Below are 14,001 nucleotides of genomic sequence, written 5' to 3' on the forward strand. Positions count from 1 at the left end.
CCGCGCGCACTCGGCGGACAGGCGGTCCGGCAGGGGTCGAATCTGGCATGCCGGTCAATTACCCGGAAAACGCCCGCTTCAATCCTCTACCGCGACATCGCCCCGGCCGGGATCCTCAGTCGACGACGCGGGCGATCGAGAGCCCGTCGTAGCCCTTGACGCCGACGGTCTGCATGACCGTCCCCTCGAGCCTGGGGTCGGCCGCGACCGCCTCGAGATAGGCGCGCACGCCCTGGACGTTGGAGTCGCGGCTGAGCGCGTCGGCCACGGCGCCGCCGCGCACCACGTTGTCGGCCACGATCAGGCTCCCGGGCCGGGTGAGCTCGAGCGACCGTTCGAGGTAGTTCGGGTAGCCGGCCTTGTCGGCGTCGATGAAGACCATGTCGAACGGCTCGGGCTCCTCGGCGGCGAGTTTGGCGAGGGTGTCGGCGGCCAGTCCGACGCGGATGTCGACGGTGCCGACCAGGCCGGCGCGGGAGACGTTGGCGCTGGCGACCTCGGCGTGCTTGGGGCTGGCCTCTAGGCTGATCAGGTGGCCGCCCTCGGGCAGGGCGCGGCCCATCCAGATGGCGCTGTAGCCGCCGAGCGTCCCGATCTCGAGCACCCGCCGGGCGCCATGGGTCTTGGCCAGCAGGTACAGCAGCTTGCCCTGGGCCGGGGAGACCTGGATGGGCGGTAGTCCGGCGCGCTCGCTCGCGGCGATCGCGTCGGTGAGGGCGTCGTCTTCGCCGACGAGAAGGCGACCGAGGAACTCGTCGACTTCGGTCCACTGCGATTGGCCCATGGGAGGTGCCCCTTCTGTGGAGTTCGAACGCTACTGCGAAACGCTATCATTCGCGGCCGCCGTCGGCCGCCTGCAATGTTCACGTTCACGCCGGAAGGTCCGACGGGGCGTCGGCACGGCGCGCGGCGGTCGCCGGATGCTACCCCTAACGCGTGAACGACGGAGTTGTAATTACCGCATTGGCCGCGAAAAATCGGCGGATTTTGTCGTGTTTCGCCCCCGTATCAACGGAACCCGCCGTGATCGGTCTTGCCGATCGTCGTACGGCGCAACAGCTTGAATGATAGACCTGAATCACGACATGTTCGCCGCGGCGGTCCCGTGGGAAGGCCGGGCGGCGGACGGTTGGCAGGACGGCCGGCTTCGGGGGGAGTCGACCGCGCGTTGGGGGGTACCGCTATGAGCATGGCACGATCGGCCACCGTCGACATCGGCACCACCATGCGGCTCGTCGCGCCGGATTTCGCCACGGTGAGCGTGCGGGCGAGCCTGCGCTACGACCCGGACGACCCGTACGCGGTCGGCGTCATGTTCCACCCCGACGGCTCCGACGCCGACCAGGTGGCGTGGTCGTTCTCGCGGGAGCTCCTGGCCAAGGGCCTGGAGGAGCCGACCGGTATCGGCGACGTGCGGGTGTGGCCGTGGACGACGCCCCGGGGGGAGTCGATCGCGCTGGCCCTGTCCTCACCCGACGGCAACGCCCTGTTCGAGGTGAACCGCGCGGTGGTGCAGCGCTTCCTGCGCCGGGCCTACAGCCTGGTGCCCCGCGGCCGCGAGTCGGGCCACGTCGACCTCGACACCGCCCTGACCAAGCTCCTGGCGGGCGGCGTATTAATCACCGGGTCCGGACGGCGGGACGGCGCGGCCGGGCCGCCGTTTCCCTTCGCTAGGACCGCAGCAGCTCGGCGGTCTGCTTGGCTATCTCGCCTTCCTCGTTGGTCGGAACCACCAGTGCCGTGATCGGCGAGTCCGGCGTCGAGACGACCGGACCGCCGGCCCGGTTGGCCCCCTCGTCGAGCTGGACGCCCAGCGCCACCAGCGAATGCAGGGTCCTGGCCCGCACTTCGGCGCTGTTCTCCCCCACTCCGGCGGTGAATGCGACCGCGTCGGCGCCGCCGAGTGCGGCGATGTAGGCCCCGATGTACTTGCGGATCCGGTAGCAGTAGATCTCCAGGGCCGCCTCGGCCTCGTGGTCTCCGTGCCGAGCGGCCTCCTCGATGCTGCGCAGGTCGACCATCCCGGTCAGCGCGTACATGCCCGACTCCTGGTTGAGGGCCGTGTCGAGCTCTGCGAACGCGGCGCCGGTGCGGCGGTGCATGTGGAACACGATCGCCGGGTCGATGTCGCCGGATCTGGTGCCCATGACCAGGCCCTCCAGGGGTGTCAGCCCCATCGAGGTGTCGATGGAGCGGCCCCGCTCGACCGCGGTGATCGAGGCGCCGTTGCCGAGATGGGCGACGACGACGTTGACCTGCTTGGGGTGCCTGCCGAGCATTTCGGCGGCGCGCCGGGCGACGTAGGCGTGGCTGGTCCCGTGGAAGCCGTAGCGCCGCACCCCGTGGTCCTCGCGCCAGTGGGACGGGACCGCGTAACGGTGGGCCCGTTCGGGGATCGTCGCGTGGAAGGCGGTGTCGAACACCGCCACCTGCGGCAGGCGGGGGAACAGGCGGCGCGCCATCCGGATGCCCTCGAGGTTCGCCGGGTTGTGCAGGGGCGCCAGCGCGGCCAGCTCGCCGATCGCGGACTCGACCTCGTCGTCGACGACCACCGGCTGCACGAAGCGCTCGCCGCCGTGGACGACCCGGTGGGCGACGGCGATCAGGCCGGCCTCCGACAGCGGCGTCCCGGACTCGTCGAAGGCGGCCGCCATCGCCTCGAGTCCGGCGCCGTGGTCGGGCACCGGCTCCCGCCGGGTCCGCTTCCCGTCGGCGGCGGTGTGGGCGAGGGTCGATTCGGCCTGCCCGATCCGCTCGATGAGGCCGGAGACCGACGCCTCCCCGGTGTCGCCGTCGACCAGCCGGTACTTGATCGACGAGGAGCCGGAGTTGATCACCAGGACCGGTGCGCTCATTGGCTATCCTTCTGCTGCTTGAATGGCGGTGAGCGCCACGGTGTTGACGATGTCGGGCACGGTGGCGCCGCGCGAGAGGTCGTTGACTGGCTTGCGGAGGCCCTGGAGGACCGGTCCGACGGCGATCGCGCCGGCGGAGCGCTGCACGGCCTTGTACAGGTTGTTGCCGGTGTTGAGGTCGGGCACGACGAAGACGGTCGCCTTCCCCGCGACCTGCGACTCCGGCATCTTGGTGCCGGCGACGCCGGCGTCGGCGGCGGCGTCGTACTGGATGGGGCCCTCGACCGGCAGTCCGGGCCGGCGCGAGCGGACGATCTCGGTGGCGCGGCGGACCTTGTCGACGGCTTCGCCCTGGCCCGAGGTGCCGGTGGAGTAGGAGAGCATCGCCACCCGCGGTTCCACGCCGAACTCGGTGGCCGTGTCGGCCGAGGATATCGCGATGTCGGCCAGTTGGTCGGCGTCGGGGTCCGGGTTGACCGCGCAGTCGCCGTAGACCAGGACCCGGTCGGCCAGGCACATGAAGAACACCGAGGAAACCACGGCGACACCGGGTTTGGTCTTGATGATCTCGAATGAGGGGCGGATGGTGTGCGCGGTGGTGTGGACCGCGCCGGAGACCATCCCATCAGCCATTCCAGTGTGGACCATCATGGTGCCGAAGTAGGAGACGTCGGCGACGGTGTCGTAGGCGGCTTCGAACGTGGCACCCCGGTGCGATCGCAGGCGGGCGTACTCCTCGGCGAACCGCTCCCGGATCTCGTGGTCGCCGGGGTTGAGGATCTTCACCCCGTCCAGGTCGACGCCCAGTTGAGCGGCCTGTGACCGCACCTCGGACTCCTCCCCCAGCAGCGTCAGGCGGGCGACGCCGCGCCGCATGAGGATCTCGGCGGCCTGGAGGATGCGCGGCTCGGCGCCTTCGGGGAGCACGATGTGCTTGCCGAGGGCCTTGGCGCGCCCGAGCATCGAGTGCTCGAACATGACCGGTGTGACCACCGTCGACTTCGACAGCCGCAGCCGGTCGAGCAGGTCGTCGCCGTCGACGCCGTCGGCGAAGCCCTCCAGGGCGAGGGCGAACTTGCGCTCCCCGCCGGCGGCCAGGGAGCCGGTGACGTCGCCGACGAGGTTGGCCGTCTCGAAGGTGTCCCGCTGGACCAGGGCGATCGGCAGCCGCGAGTCGAGGCCGGTGACGATCTCGAGGATCTGCGGCTGGGGGCGGATCCCGCCGGTCAGGAAGATCGCCGAGAGGCTGGGGACGCCTTCGGCCTGGTGGGCGGCGAGCAGGCCGAGCAGGACCTCGGAGCGGTCGCCGGGGAGGATGACGGCCTTGTCGTCGGCCAGGCGGGTCAGGAGGTTCGGCAGGGTCATGGCGGCGACGACCACGTCGCCGACGGTGCGGGTGAGGACCTCGGGGTCGCCGGAGATGAGGGTGGCGTCGGCGGCCTCGATCAGTTCGGCGACCGTGGGCGCCTCGAGGCCGGGTTCCTCGGCGATGACGCCGGCCCCCGGATGGGCGGCCCGGACCTGTTCGACCACGGCCGGGTCGACCCGGTTGACGATCGCGCCCAGGACGGTCGCATGGGCGGCCTCGGCCTGGCCGACCCCGAAGCGGAGGGCCGCGTCGACGCCGTCCGGGGCCTGCCGGCGGCCGTTGACGACCAGCAGCATCGGGGAGGCGAGGTTGACCGCTACGCGCGTGTTGAAGGTGAACTCGACCGAGGCGCCCACATCGGAGTAGTCGCTGCCGACCACGAGGACGGCGTCGTGGCCTTCGGCCAGGGCGTGGTAGCGCTCGACGATCCGGCCCATCGCACCGTCGGGGTCGTCGCGCACGTGGGTGTAGGTGGCCCCGACCGAGCGCTCGTAGGGCGCCGGAAGGCGGTAGTGGTCGCGGAGGAGGCCGATGACCGGATCGCCTGCGGCCGTGTGGTCGTCGCGGACGATCGGGCGGAATACGGCGACCGATCCGGCCCGCTTCGTGAGCAGGTCCATGACGCCGAACGCGACGGCGGACTTGCCGCTGCTGGGGTCCAGGCTGGCGAGGTAGAGACTTTGAGCCACGCTCCAACGCTAACGACCGGGCGAGCACCGCGCAGCGGATCTGCGCGGCGGCTCACCGCCGGCCCCGCACGGCCGCATCTCAGGCCGAGTGCTCGGGGATCCGGACCGGCTGCGGCGGCTCGGGTCCGACGTACCGGGCGCGGGGCCGGATGATCTTGGAGTCCCGGGCCTGCTCGAGGATGTTGGCGCTCCAGCCGACGACGCGGCTGGTGGTGAAGGTCGGGGTGAACATCGGGCGCGGGACGCCGGCCAGCTCCATCACCACTCCGGCGTAGAACTCCACGTTGGTGAACAGCTTGCGGCCGGGTTTGACCTCGGCGAGGATCTCGACCACTCGCCGCTCGACGGTCTTGGCGAAGTCGACGATCGGGCCGTCGAGCTGGGTGGCCACCTCGCGGAGGTGCACCGACCTGGGGTCGTCGGTCTTGTAGACGGCGTGACCGAAGCCCATGATGCGGCGGCCCGCCTCCAGCTCGGTCCGGATCCACGGGTCGATGTTCTCAGTGGACTCAATGGCGTCGAGGGCGTCGAGCGCCCGGGACGGCGCGCCGCCGTGGAGCGGCCCGGACAGAGCGCCGACAGCGCCCACCAGGCAGGCGCCGAGGTCGGCGCCCGTGGAGGCGATGACTCGCCCGGTGAAGGTGGAGGCGTTGAAGCCGTGGTCGATGGTGAGGATGAGGTAGTGCTCGATGGCGCGGGCGCGCTCCTCGGAGGGGACCTCGCCGGTCATCATGTACAGGTAGTTCGCGGCGTAGCCGAGGTCGTCGCGCGGCTGGAGGGGCTCGGCGCCCTGATTGACCCTCCACAGTGCGGTGAGGATCGTGGGGGTGACGGCGCTGGCGAAGAGGGCGTCGTCGAGGCGGGCCTCCTCGTCGGTGTCGAGCAGCGGCCGCATGCGGTGGGCCGCGCAGGCGGCCGACAAGGCGGTGCGCAGGCCCTCGAGCGGGGCTTCGCCTTTGAGCTGCGGCAGCAGTTCCCGCAGTTCGGGGGTGAGGGTGCGGTAGGGGGCGACCCTGGCTTTGAAGTCGGCGAGCTGTTCGGCGGTGGGTAGCTCGCCGCAGAACATGAGGTGCCAGACCTGCTCGAACGAGCACCGCTCGGCCAGTTCCACGGCGTTGTACTGGCGGTAGTGGTAGAAGCCCTCTTCGCCTCGGACGTCCCCTATCTCGGTGTCGGCGACGACGACGCGGTCAAGTCCTCGGGGAACCTCGATGAATTCGGTCATGGCGTCTCCCATACGTGGCGAAGCTTGCGAGCCGTAAAGATTGCGCAGGCTGAGTCGGACCGGTGCTTGGGGCCGAAGAGTAGTGGCAGAAGCGCGGAACGGCGCGACAGCGGTGGGGAGCTGTGTCACCTCTCATGCGTTAGCGGCCTGTCTGGCACGATACCAAGAGACGGTCGGCCCCCTGATGCGATTGGTAGTCCGATGGACGAAGGTTTGAACGCGGCCCCCGGTGTGGTGGTCGGAATCCTGCTCATCGTCGCGGCGATCATGTGGTTCTCCCCCGGCGCGCGCCACAGGTTCCGCAAGGCCACGCTGTGGCTGGTGGTCGCGGCCGTCGCGGTCATCATCATCTACGGATACATCGGCGCCGGTCAGCAGAACTGAGCTTCCGGGCCGCCGCGGGCTCGGTCCGGGCATGAAAAACCCCGGCGCAAAGGCCGGGCTCTGGAGCGGACGACCGGGCCCGGACCGGCGACCTACACCTTGGCAAGGTGTCGCACCAGCACGAAGTGCTGCCAATAGCACAGCCGGCTGCGCTACGTCCGCGTGCCGCAGCGTTCGACTGCGGCCGGGGACGAAAAAAGCCCGGCGCATCGGCCGAGCTCTGGAGCGGACGACCGGGCTCGAACCGGCGACCTACACCTTGGCAAGGTGTCGCGCTACCAGCTGCGCTACGTCCGCATGTCGCAGCGTTCGGCTGCGACCGGGCTCAAGTTTAGCGCATGGTCCGGCAATCGTTCAGAGGGCCTCGGACCGCTCGGCGCGCGGCCGGACCAGCGAGCTTCGGCGATTGCACTCGAGTCTGACACGTGTAAGAATATTCTTACACCAGATAGGGATGGTTGATATGGACTCGGAGGACCTGACGGGCGCTCAGTTGCTGGCGGCCTTCGCGGCCCTGGCCAATCCGCACCGGCTGCGGATCATCGCCGCGCTCGCCGACGGACGCCAGTACGTGAGCCTCCTGGCCCGCCAGCTCGGCATGAGCCGACCGCTGCTGCACATGCACCTCCAGAAACTGCAGGCCGCGGGCCTCGTGAGCGGGGAGCTGGAGCTTTCCGAGGACGGCAAAGCCGTCAAATACTTCGAGGCGACCGAGTTCTCGCTGCACGTCACACCGCACGCCATCAAGGGACTCGCGCCGACTCTGCCCGAGCCGGCCGACAACGGAAAGGAAACCGACTGATGTCCGCCGCCAACGCCGGAATGCTGTTCGTCTTCGGAGTGCTGCTGCTGATCACCGCCGTCATCATCGCGGCGATCGTCTGGGGCGCCTCCACCACCAAGGCCAAGGCCTCGGCCGCCCGCGAGGCCAACTACCGCGACCTCGCCGAGAAGACCAGCCTCGACTCCGCCGAGATCAAGGCCTCGCTGTCGGAGATCAAGGGGCGGTTGTCCTCGGTCGAGCGCATGCTCAAAGAAGTCGAGTGACCTCCCGCCGGCGGGCCGTCCCCGAGACCGGCCCGCCGGCCGGATGTCGCGAACCGCACGAAAGCGGCTCCCGGATGCGGCAGTCTCGGACCCATGAGCACTACCGAGACCACCCGCGCGAGCGGCCCGCTGTCGTCTGAGGAACTGGCGCGGATCGACGCCTACTGGCGCGCCGCCAACTACCTGGCCGTGGGCCAGATCTACCTGCTCGACAACCCGCTGCTGCGCGGCCCGCTGCGGCCCGAGCACATCAAGCCCCGCCTGCTCGGGCACTGGGGCACCAGCCCCGGCCTGAGCCTGCTCTACGCCCACCTCAACCGGTGCATCAAGGCGCGCGGACTCGACATGATCTACGTGACCGGACCCGGCCACGGCGGCCCGGCCCTGGTCGCCAACACCTGGCTCGAGGGCACCTACCCCGAGCTGTACCCCACCGTCGACCACTCCGAGAACGGCATGCGGGAGCTGTTCCGCCGGTTCTCCTTCCCCGGCGGCATCCCCTCGCACGTCGCGCCGCAGGTGCCCGGCTCGATCCACGAGGGCGGCGAACTGGGCTACGCCCTCTCGCACGCCTACGGGGCCGCGTTCGACAACCCCGGCCTGACCGTCGCCTGCGTCGTCGGCGACGGCGAGGCCGAAACCGGCCCACTGGCCGGCTCGTGGATGTCGAACGCGTTCCTCAACCCGGTCACCGACGGAACGGTCCTGCCGATCCTGCACCTCAACGGCTACAAGATCGCCAACCCGACCCTGCTCGCCCGCATCGGCGACGAGGACCGGAACTCGTTCTTCCGCGGCTGCGGATACGAGCCCTACACCGTCTCCGGCGACGACCCGGCCGCCGTGCACCAGCGGTTGGCGGCCACGCTCGACATCTGCTTCGACCGGATCACCGACATCCGCGCCGGGGCCCGGCCCGGGTCCGCGCGGCCGCGCTGGCCCATGATCGTCCTGCGCACGCCCAAGGGCTGGACCGGGCCAGCCGAGGTCGACCACCGGCCCGTGGCCGGCACCTGGCGGTCGCACCAGGTGCCGCTCGCGCAGGTGCGGGAGAACTCCGAGCATCTGGAGGCGCTCGAGGCGTGGATGCGCTCGTACCGGCCCGAGGAGCTGTTCGACGCCACCGGCGCTCCCGAACCGGAGCTACGGGACCTGGCTCCGGCCGGCGAGGCGCGCATGAGCGCCAATCCGCACGCCGACGGCGGGCGGCTCCTGCGGGACCTGGTCCTGCCGGACTACCGCGAGTACGGCTTGGAGGTCGAGGGCCACGGCCGCACCGTCGGCGAGGCCACGCGCGCGCTCGGCTCCTGGCTGCGCGACGTCATCGCGGCCAACCCCGACCGGTTCCGCCTGTTCGGGCCCGACGAGGTCGAGTCGAACCGGCTCGGAGGAGCGCTGGAGGTCACCGACCGGCAGTACGAGGCCGAGATCTACCCCACCGACGAGCACCAGGCACCGCAGGGCCGCGTGATGGAGGTGCTGTCCGAGCACCTGTGCGAGGGCTGGCTCGAGGGCTACCTCCTGACCGGGCGGCACGGCCTGTTCACCTCCTACGAGGCGTTCATCCACATCGTCGACTCGATGTTCAACCAGCACGCCAAGTGGCTGGAGACCACGAACGCGATCCCATGGCGCCGCCCCATCGCCTCCCTGAACTACCTGCTGTCGAGCCACGTGTGGCGGCAGGACCACAACGGCTTCTCGCATCAGGACCCGGGCTTCATCGACCTGGTGATGAACAAGAAGCCCGAGGTGGTGCGGGTCTACCTGCCGCCGGACGCCAACACCTTGCTGTCGACCATGGACCACTGCCTGCGCTCCAGGCAGTACGTCAACGTGGTCGTGGCCGGAAAGCAGCCCGCGCTGCAGTACACGAGCATGGACGAGGCGGTCCGCCACTGCGAGCGGGGACTGGGCGTCTGGGAGTGGGCCTCGACCGACGACGGGCGCACGCCCGACGTGGTGCTCGCCGGCGCCGGCGACATCCCCACCCTGGAGGTGCTCGCCGCCGCCGACCTGCTGCGCAGGCACCTGCCGGACCTGCGGGTCCGGGTGGTCAACGTGGTCGACCTGATGCGGCTCCAACCGGAGGCCGAGCACCCGCACGGCCTGGGCGACCGGGAGTTCGACACGGTCTTCACCACCGACAGGCCGGTCGTGTTCGCCTACCACGGGTATCCGATGCTGATCCACCGCCTGACCTACCGGCGCACCAACCACCGCAACATCCACGTGCGAGGGTACAAAGAGGAGGGCACCACCACCACGCCGTTCGACATGGTGATGCTCAACGACCTCGACCGGTACCGGCTGGTCATCGACGTCATCGACCGCGTGCCGGGCCTGGGCCAGAACGCCGCGGGCCTGCGCCAGCGGATGACCGACGCCCGGCACGCGGCGCGCGCCTACACCCGCGTCCACGGCACGGATCACCCGGAGGTCGCCGAGTGGTCGTGGCCGCGGTGAACCTTCCGCCACGGAACGCACATGCGTCGTTAATCTGGAGTGGAGGTGTCCCTACTCCCCCTGGAGGCCCCCGCGTGGCGAAAGTCAGTCCCGGCCGGGTCGTGGTCGATTACGACGACGACCTCGTCGTCTTCACCGTCGGCGTGCGCGTCAACAAGTTCTGGAAGGTCGCCAAGTGGTGGCCGGTGCTCACCGCCATGCCGAAGATGCTGCGCGAGCTGCAGTCCGACCCCGAATCGGGTCTGCTGGACTCGCGGATCATGGTCGGCGGCCGGGTCGTCATGGTCGTCCAGTACTGGCGCAGCGCCGAACGGCTCGAGCACTTCGCCCACTCGCCGGAGCACGCCCACCGCGGCTTCTGGAAGTGGTTCAACCGAACGGTGAAGAGCAACGGCGAGGTGGGACTGTGGCATGAGCTCTACCGGGTCCGCGCCGGCGAGTACGACACCTCGTACATCAACATGCCTCCCTACGGGCTGGCCAAGGCCACCGGCCGGAAGGCGGCCGACCGCACCGGCCCCGACCACGAGCCGATCGACGAGTCGTAGACCACCGCCGACACGGCCCACATCGTGAAGTGAGTCACTCGGGAAATATTTCGCGGCCTGCCATCGTCGTAACCATCGTTAGCACTCTCCGGTCGAGAGTGCTAAACCCGAGAAAGGAGACCGCCGAAATGATCGTTCGCTACCAGCACCCCCTGCAGGCGTTCCGGCAGCTCGACCGCGAGTTCGACCGCCTGGTGCGCCTCGGCTTCGGCCGCGGCGCCGTCCGCAACTCCCCCGAGGCCGACGTGTACACCGAGGGCTCCGACCTGGTCTTCACCGTCGCAGCCCCGGGCGTGGGCACCGAGGACGTCACGGTGACCCTGGAGGGTCGCCGCCTGTCGATCGAGGCCGAGCGCCGACGGCGCGAATCGTCCGAGGGCGACCGCTACCTGCACCGCGGCCTCGCCGCGGGCCGCCTCAGCCGGGTCTTCACCGTCCCCGAGGGCGTGGAGCCTTCGCAGGTGAGCGCCGAGCTCGCCGACGGGCTGCTGACCGTCCGCGTCGCCGACGCGGTCCGGCCGGCCCCCGAGGCCCGGCGGATCCCGGTCCGCGAGGCCGGGCCCGCGATCGAGGCCGAGGCGGCAGAGTAGCCGCTCATACGCGAACGGCCCTGGAACGCATGGTTCCAGGGCCGTTCGGTGCGCGTAGACCGGACGCCGATCCGGTCGGAGTGGAGGTGGGTACGGGATTCGAACCCGTGTATACGGCTTTGCAGGCCGCTGCCTCGCCTCTCGGCCAACCCACCCCGATGCGAAGCGAGCCCAGGATCTCCTGGGCTCCGCTCCGCTGTGTGGTGGACGATACTGGAATTGAACCAGTGACCTCTCCCGTGTCAGGGGAGTGCTCTCCCGCTGAGCTAATCGTCCCCGGTGGGGCCCTGCGGGCTCCGAGCGGATGACCGGGCTCGAACCGGCGACCTACACCTTGGCAAGGTGTCGCGCTACCAACTGCGCTACATCCGCATGTCGCTGTGGGGAAGGCTTCGCTCATCCCCCGGCGACGGGATAGAACTTTATCGCATACCCGGCGGAGCGTCCACCGGGGGGCACCGGGTACGGCATCGGGTCCCGTCGCCGCCCGGCTCTGGCAGAATGCCAGAGCGTGGCTCAAGCTATCGATCAACGCATATCCGAAGAACTCTCGGTCGGCCCTCACCAGGTCCGCGCCGCCGTCGCGCTCCTCGACGACGGCTCCACCGTCCCGTTCGTCGCCCGCTACCGCAAGGAGGCCACCGGAGGGCTTTCGGACGAGCAGTTGCGCGTCCTCGAAGAGCGCCTCGGCTACCTGCGCGAACTCGAAGCGCGGCGCGGGGCGGTCCTGGAGTCGATCAAGGAGCAGGGCAAGCTGACCGAGGCGCTGGCCGCCCGGATCGACGCCGCCGACACCAAGGCCCGCCTCGAGGACCTCTACGCCCCGTTCAAGCAGAAGCGGCGCACCAAGGCCCAGATCGCGCGCGAGGCCGGCCTGGAGCCGCTCGCCGACGCCCTGCTGGGCGATCCGACCCTGGACCCCGAGGAGGCCGCGAGCGCCTACCTCAACCCCGACAAGGACGTGAGCGACGCCGCCGCGGCCCTGGCCGGGGCGCGGGCGATCCTCACCGAGCGGTTCTCAGAGGACGCCGACCTCATCGGCGAACTGCGCGAGCGGATGTGGACGCGCGGCCGACTGGCCTCCCGCGTCCGGAGCGGCGCCGAGGACAAGGGCGCCAAGTTCTCCGACTACTTCGAATTCGCCGAGGCGTTCACCAGTCTGCCGTCCCACCGGGTCCTGGCGCTGCTGCGCGGCGAGAAGGAAGAGGTGCTCTCTCTCACCCTGGAACCAGGCACCGAGGAGACCGCCGGGGCCGACTACGAGGGGATGATCGCCGCCAGGTTCGGCATCACCGACGCCGGGCGGCCGGCCGACGCGTGGCTGGCCAAGACCGTCTCGTGGGCCTGGCGCACCCGCATCCAGGTCAAACTCGGCGTCGACCTGCGAACGCGGCTGTGGCAGCGCGCCGAGGACGAAGCGGTCAAGGTCTTCGCCGCCAACCTCAAGGACCTGCTGCTGACCGCCCCCGCCGGCCGGAAGACCGTGATGGGCCTCGACCCGGCCTACCGCACCGGCGTGAAGGTCGCCGTGGTCGACCCGACCGGGAAGGTGCTGGAGACCGCCGCGATCTACCCGCACCAGCCGCAGAACCGCTGGGACGCCTCGCTGACGTCGCTGGCGGCCCTGGTCGAGAAGCACGGGGTCGAACTGATCGCCATCGGCAACGGCACCGCCTCGCGCGAGACCGACCGGCTCGCCGGAGAGCTGGTCAAACTCCTGGCCGGCAAGGCCGAACCGGGGAAGCTGGTCGTCTCCGAGGCCGGGGCCTCGGTGTACTCGGCCTCGGCGTACGCCACCAAGGAGCTGCCCGACCTGGACGTGTCGCTGCGCGGCGCGGTCTCGATCGCCCGGCGCCTCCAAGACCCGCTGGCCGAGCTGGTCAAGATCGACCCCAAGCACATCGGCGTCGGCCAGTACCAGCACGACCTGACCGAGACCAAGCTCACCAAATCCCTTGAGGCCGTGGTGGAGGACGCGGTGAACGCGGTCGGCGTGGACCTCAACACGGCCAGCGTGCCGCTGCTGACGAAGGTCTCCGGCCTGACCGAGTCGACCGCCACCAACATCGTCGCCCGCCGCGACGAACACGGCCGCTTCCGCGACCGCAAGGACCTGCTCAACGTCAACCGTCTGGGCCCCAAAGCGTTCGAGCAGGCCGCCGGGTTCCTGCGCATCACCGACGGCTCCAATCCGCTGGACGCCTCCTCGGTCCACCCCGAGGCCTACCCGGTGGTCGAGCGGATCCTCACCGGCACCGGTAAGGACATCAAGAGCCTCATCGGCAGCTCCAAGACCCTCCGGGGCCTCCGCCCGGACGACTTCGCCGACGAGCGGTTCGGCGTGCCCACCGTCGCCGACATCCTCGCCGAGCTGGAGAAGCCCGGCCGCGACCCCCGGCCGCAGTTCAAGGCGGCCGCCTTCAGGGAGGGCGTGGAGACGATCGCCGACCTCGAACCGGGGATGCTCCTCGAGGGCGCGGTCACCAACGTGGCCGCGTTCGGCGCCTTCGTCGACGTCGGCGTCCACCAGGACGGGCTGGTCCACATCTCGGCGCTGGCCGACCGCTACGTGGACGACCCGCGCGAGATCGTCAAGCCCGGCGACGTCGTGCGCGTCAAGGTGATGAGCGTCGACCTCGACCGCCGGCGGATCTCGCTGACCATGCGGCTCGACGACGAGCCCGGGTCGGACGGCAGGAGCGGGAACGGACGCAAGTCCGACAAGGGCGCGAAAGGCGGCAAACCGCGCCAGCGCGGCGGCCGGAGCGCCGAGCCGCAGGGGGCGATGGCCGACGCGCTGAGGCGGGCCGGGCTGACGCAATAGGCTG

The 14,001-nt window shown here is 70.2% G+C and carries 11 protein-coding genes, 5 tRNA genes and 1 pseudogene; 8 read left to right on the forward strand and 9 right to left on the reverse strand.

The annotated features are described in order from the left end of the window. Positions 1–115 precede the first annotated feature (115 nt). Positions 116–784, reverse strand: a complete 669-nt coding sequence (locus CUT39_RS01255) for an O-methyltransferase (RefSeq protein ID WP_100444132.1) — start codon at positions 782–784, stop codon at positions 116–118. A 399-nt stretch (positions 785–1,183) separates the two neighbouring features. Between CUT39_RS01255 and CUT39_RS01260 the strand changes: the two are divergent. Next, a pseudogene (locus CUT39_RS01260) lies at positions 1,184–1,609 on the forward strand (SsgA family sporulation/cell division regulator); the annotation flags it as partial. A 61-nt stretch (positions 1,610–1,670) separates the two neighbouring features. Here the strand turns inward: CUT39_RS01260 and CUT39_RS01265 are convergent. The 3 genes from CUT39_RS01265 to CUT39_RS01275 form a co-directional block, all read right to left on the reverse strand. Beyond that, the gene (locus CUT39_RS01265; protein ID WP_100444134.1) at positions 1,671–2,855 is read right to left on the reverse strand and encodes an acetate/propionate family kinase; all 1,185 of its coding nucleotides are present in this window, start codon (positions 2,853–2,855) and stop codon (positions 1,671–1,673) included. 3 nt (positions 2,856–2,858) lie between these two features. Continuing rightward, positions 2,859–4,913 carry a phosphate acetyltransferase gene (pta, locus tag CUT39_RS01270; protein ID WP_100444135.1) on the reverse strand — a complete coding sequence of 685 codons (2,055 nt, stop codon included), beginning with the start codon at positions 4,911–4,913 and terminating at the stop codon, positions 2,859–2,861. 79 nt (positions 4,914–4,992) lie between these two features. Next, complete coding sequence (locus tag CUT39_RS01275) at positions 4,993–6,138, reverse strand: citrate synthase/methylcitrate synthase (RefSeq protein ID WP_100444136.1); 1,146 nt, start codon at positions 6,136–6,138, stop codon at positions 4,993–4,995. A 201-nt stretch (positions 6,139–6,339) separates the two neighbouring features. On the opposite strand from CUT39_RS01275, the gene CUT39_RS01280 reads away from it, so the two are divergent. Further along, positions 6,340–6,522 carry a hypothetical protein gene (locus tag CUT39_RS01280; protein WP_100444137.1) on the forward strand — a complete coding sequence of 61 codons (183 nt, stop codon included), beginning with the start codon at positions 6,340–6,342 and terminating at the stop codon, positions 6,520–6,522. 61 nt (positions 6,523–6,583) lie between these two features. Here the strand turns inward: CUT39_RS01280 and CUT39_RS20090 are convergent. Then, a tRNA-Gly gene (locus tag CUT39_RS20090) sits at positions 6,584–6,684 on the reverse strand. Between the two features lie 59 nt (positions 6,685–6,743). Beyond that, positions 6,744–6,819: transfer RNA gene (locus tag CUT39_RS01285), tRNA-Gly, on the reverse strand. Between the two features lie 157 nt (positions 6,820–6,976). On the opposite strand from CUT39_RS01285, the gene CUT39_RS01290 reads away from it, so the two are divergent. The 5 genes from CUT39_RS01290 to CUT39_RS01310 all read left to right on the forward strand — a co-directional run bounded on the left by CUT39_RS01290 (position 6,977) and on the right by CUT39_RS01310 (position 11,173). Continuing rightward, positions 6,977–7,324, forward strand: a complete 348-nt coding sequence (locus tag CUT39_RS01290; RefSeq protein WP_232805514.1) for an ArsR/SmtB family transcription factor — start codon at positions 6,977–6,979, stop codon at positions 7,322–7,324. Then, complete coding sequence (locus CUT39_RS01295; RefSeq protein WP_100444139.1) at positions 7,324–7,569, forward strand: hypothetical protein; 246 nt, start codon at positions 7,324–7,326, stop codon at positions 7,567–7,569. Before CUT39_RS01290 ends, CUT39_RS01295 begins: the two co-directional genes overlap by 1 nt. 93 nt (positions 7,570–7,662) lie before the next feature. Further along, positions 7,663–10,035 carry a phosphoketolase family protein gene (locus CUT39_RS01300; RefSeq protein ID WP_100444140.1) on the forward strand — a complete coding sequence of 791 codons (2,373 nt, stop codon included), beginning with the start codon at positions 7,663–7,665 and terminating at the stop codon, positions 10,033–10,035. A 74-nt stretch (positions 10,036–10,109) separates the two neighbouring features. Further along, complete coding sequence (locus CUT39_RS01305; protein ID WP_100444141.1) at positions 10,110–10,583, forward strand: DUF4188 domain-containing protein; 474 nt, start codon at positions 10,110–10,112, stop codon at positions 10,581–10,583. A gap of 128 nt (positions 10,584–10,711) precedes the next feature. Continuing rightward, positions 10,712–11,173 (forward strand): Hsp20/alpha crystallin family protein, encoded by a 462-nt coding sequence (locus CUT39_RS01310; RefSeq protein ID WP_100444142.1) that lies wholly within the window; start codon positions 10,712–10,714, stop codon positions 11,171–11,173. Between the two features lie 81 nt (positions 11,174–11,254). On the opposite strand, the gene CUT39_RS01315 is transcribed toward CUT39_RS01310, so the two are convergent. The 3 genes from CUT39_RS01315 to CUT39_RS01325 all read right to left on the reverse strand — a co-directional run bounded on the left by CUT39_RS01315 (position 11,255) and on the right by CUT39_RS01325 (position 11,545). Continuing rightward, positions 11,255–11,328: transfer RNA gene (locus CUT39_RS01315), tRNA-Cys, on the reverse strand. A 46-nt stretch (positions 11,329–11,374) separates the two neighbouring features. Continuing rightward, positions 11,375–11,449 (reverse strand) — tRNA-Val (locus CUT39_RS01320). A 23-nt stretch (positions 11,450–11,472) separates the two neighbouring features. After that, positions 11,473–11,545 (reverse strand) — tRNA-Gly (locus tag CUT39_RS01325). A 139-nt stretch (positions 11,546–11,684) separates the two neighbouring features. Here CUT39_RS01325 and CUT39_RS01330 point away from each other — a divergent pair. Then, entirely contained in the window at positions 11,685–13,997 is a 2,313-nt protein-coding gene (locus CUT39_RS01330) for a Tex family protein (RefSeq protein ID WP_100444143.1), read from the forward strand. Positions 13,998–14,001: the final 4 nt, after the last annotated feature.

Origin of the sequence: Glycomyces xiaoerkulensis (assembly GCF_002798405.1) — a bacterium.
Classification (GTDB): Bacteria; Actinomycetota; Actinomycetes; order Mycobacteriales; family Micromonosporaceae; genus Glycomyces; species Glycomyces xiaoerkulensis.

What these genes read in the sequence shown, in the direction of transcription:
- CUT39_RS01310 (WP_100444142.1), top strand. Translation starts at nt 10,712, where the DNA reads ATGATCGTTCGCTACCAGCACCCCCTGCAGGCGTTCCGGCAGCTCGAC.
- CUT39_RS01300 (WP_100444140.1), top strand. Translation starts at nt 7,663, where the DNA reads ATGAGCACTACCGAGACCACCCGCGCGAGCGGCCCGCTGTCGTCTGAG.
- CUT39_RS01290 (WP_232805514.1), top strand. Translation starts at nt 6,977, where the DNA reads ATGGTTGATATGGACTCGGAGGACCTGACGGGCGCTCAGTTGCTGGCG.
- CUT39_RS01275 (WP_100444136.1), bottom strand. Translation starts at nt 6,138, where the DNA reads ATGACCGAATTCATCGAGGTTCCCCGAGGACTTGACCGCGTCGTCGTC.
- CUT39_RS01280 (WP_100444137.1), top strand. Translation starts at nt 6,340, where the DNA reads ATGGACGAAGGTTTGAACGCGGCCCCCGGTGTGGTGGTCGGAATCCTG.
- CUT39_RS01265 (WP_100444134.1), bottom strand. Translation starts at nt 2,855, where the DNA reads ATGAGCGCACCGGTCCTGGTGATCAACTCCGGCTCCTCGTCGATCAAG.
- CUT39_RS01295 (WP_100444139.1), top strand. Translation starts at nt 7,324, where the DNA reads ATGTCCGCCGCCAACGCCGGAATGCTGTTCGTCTTCGGAGTGCTGCTG.
- CUT39_RS01255 (WP_100444132.1), bottom strand. Translation starts at nt 784, where the DNA reads ATGGGCCAATCGCAGTGGACCGAAGTCGACGAGTTCCTCGGTCGCCTT.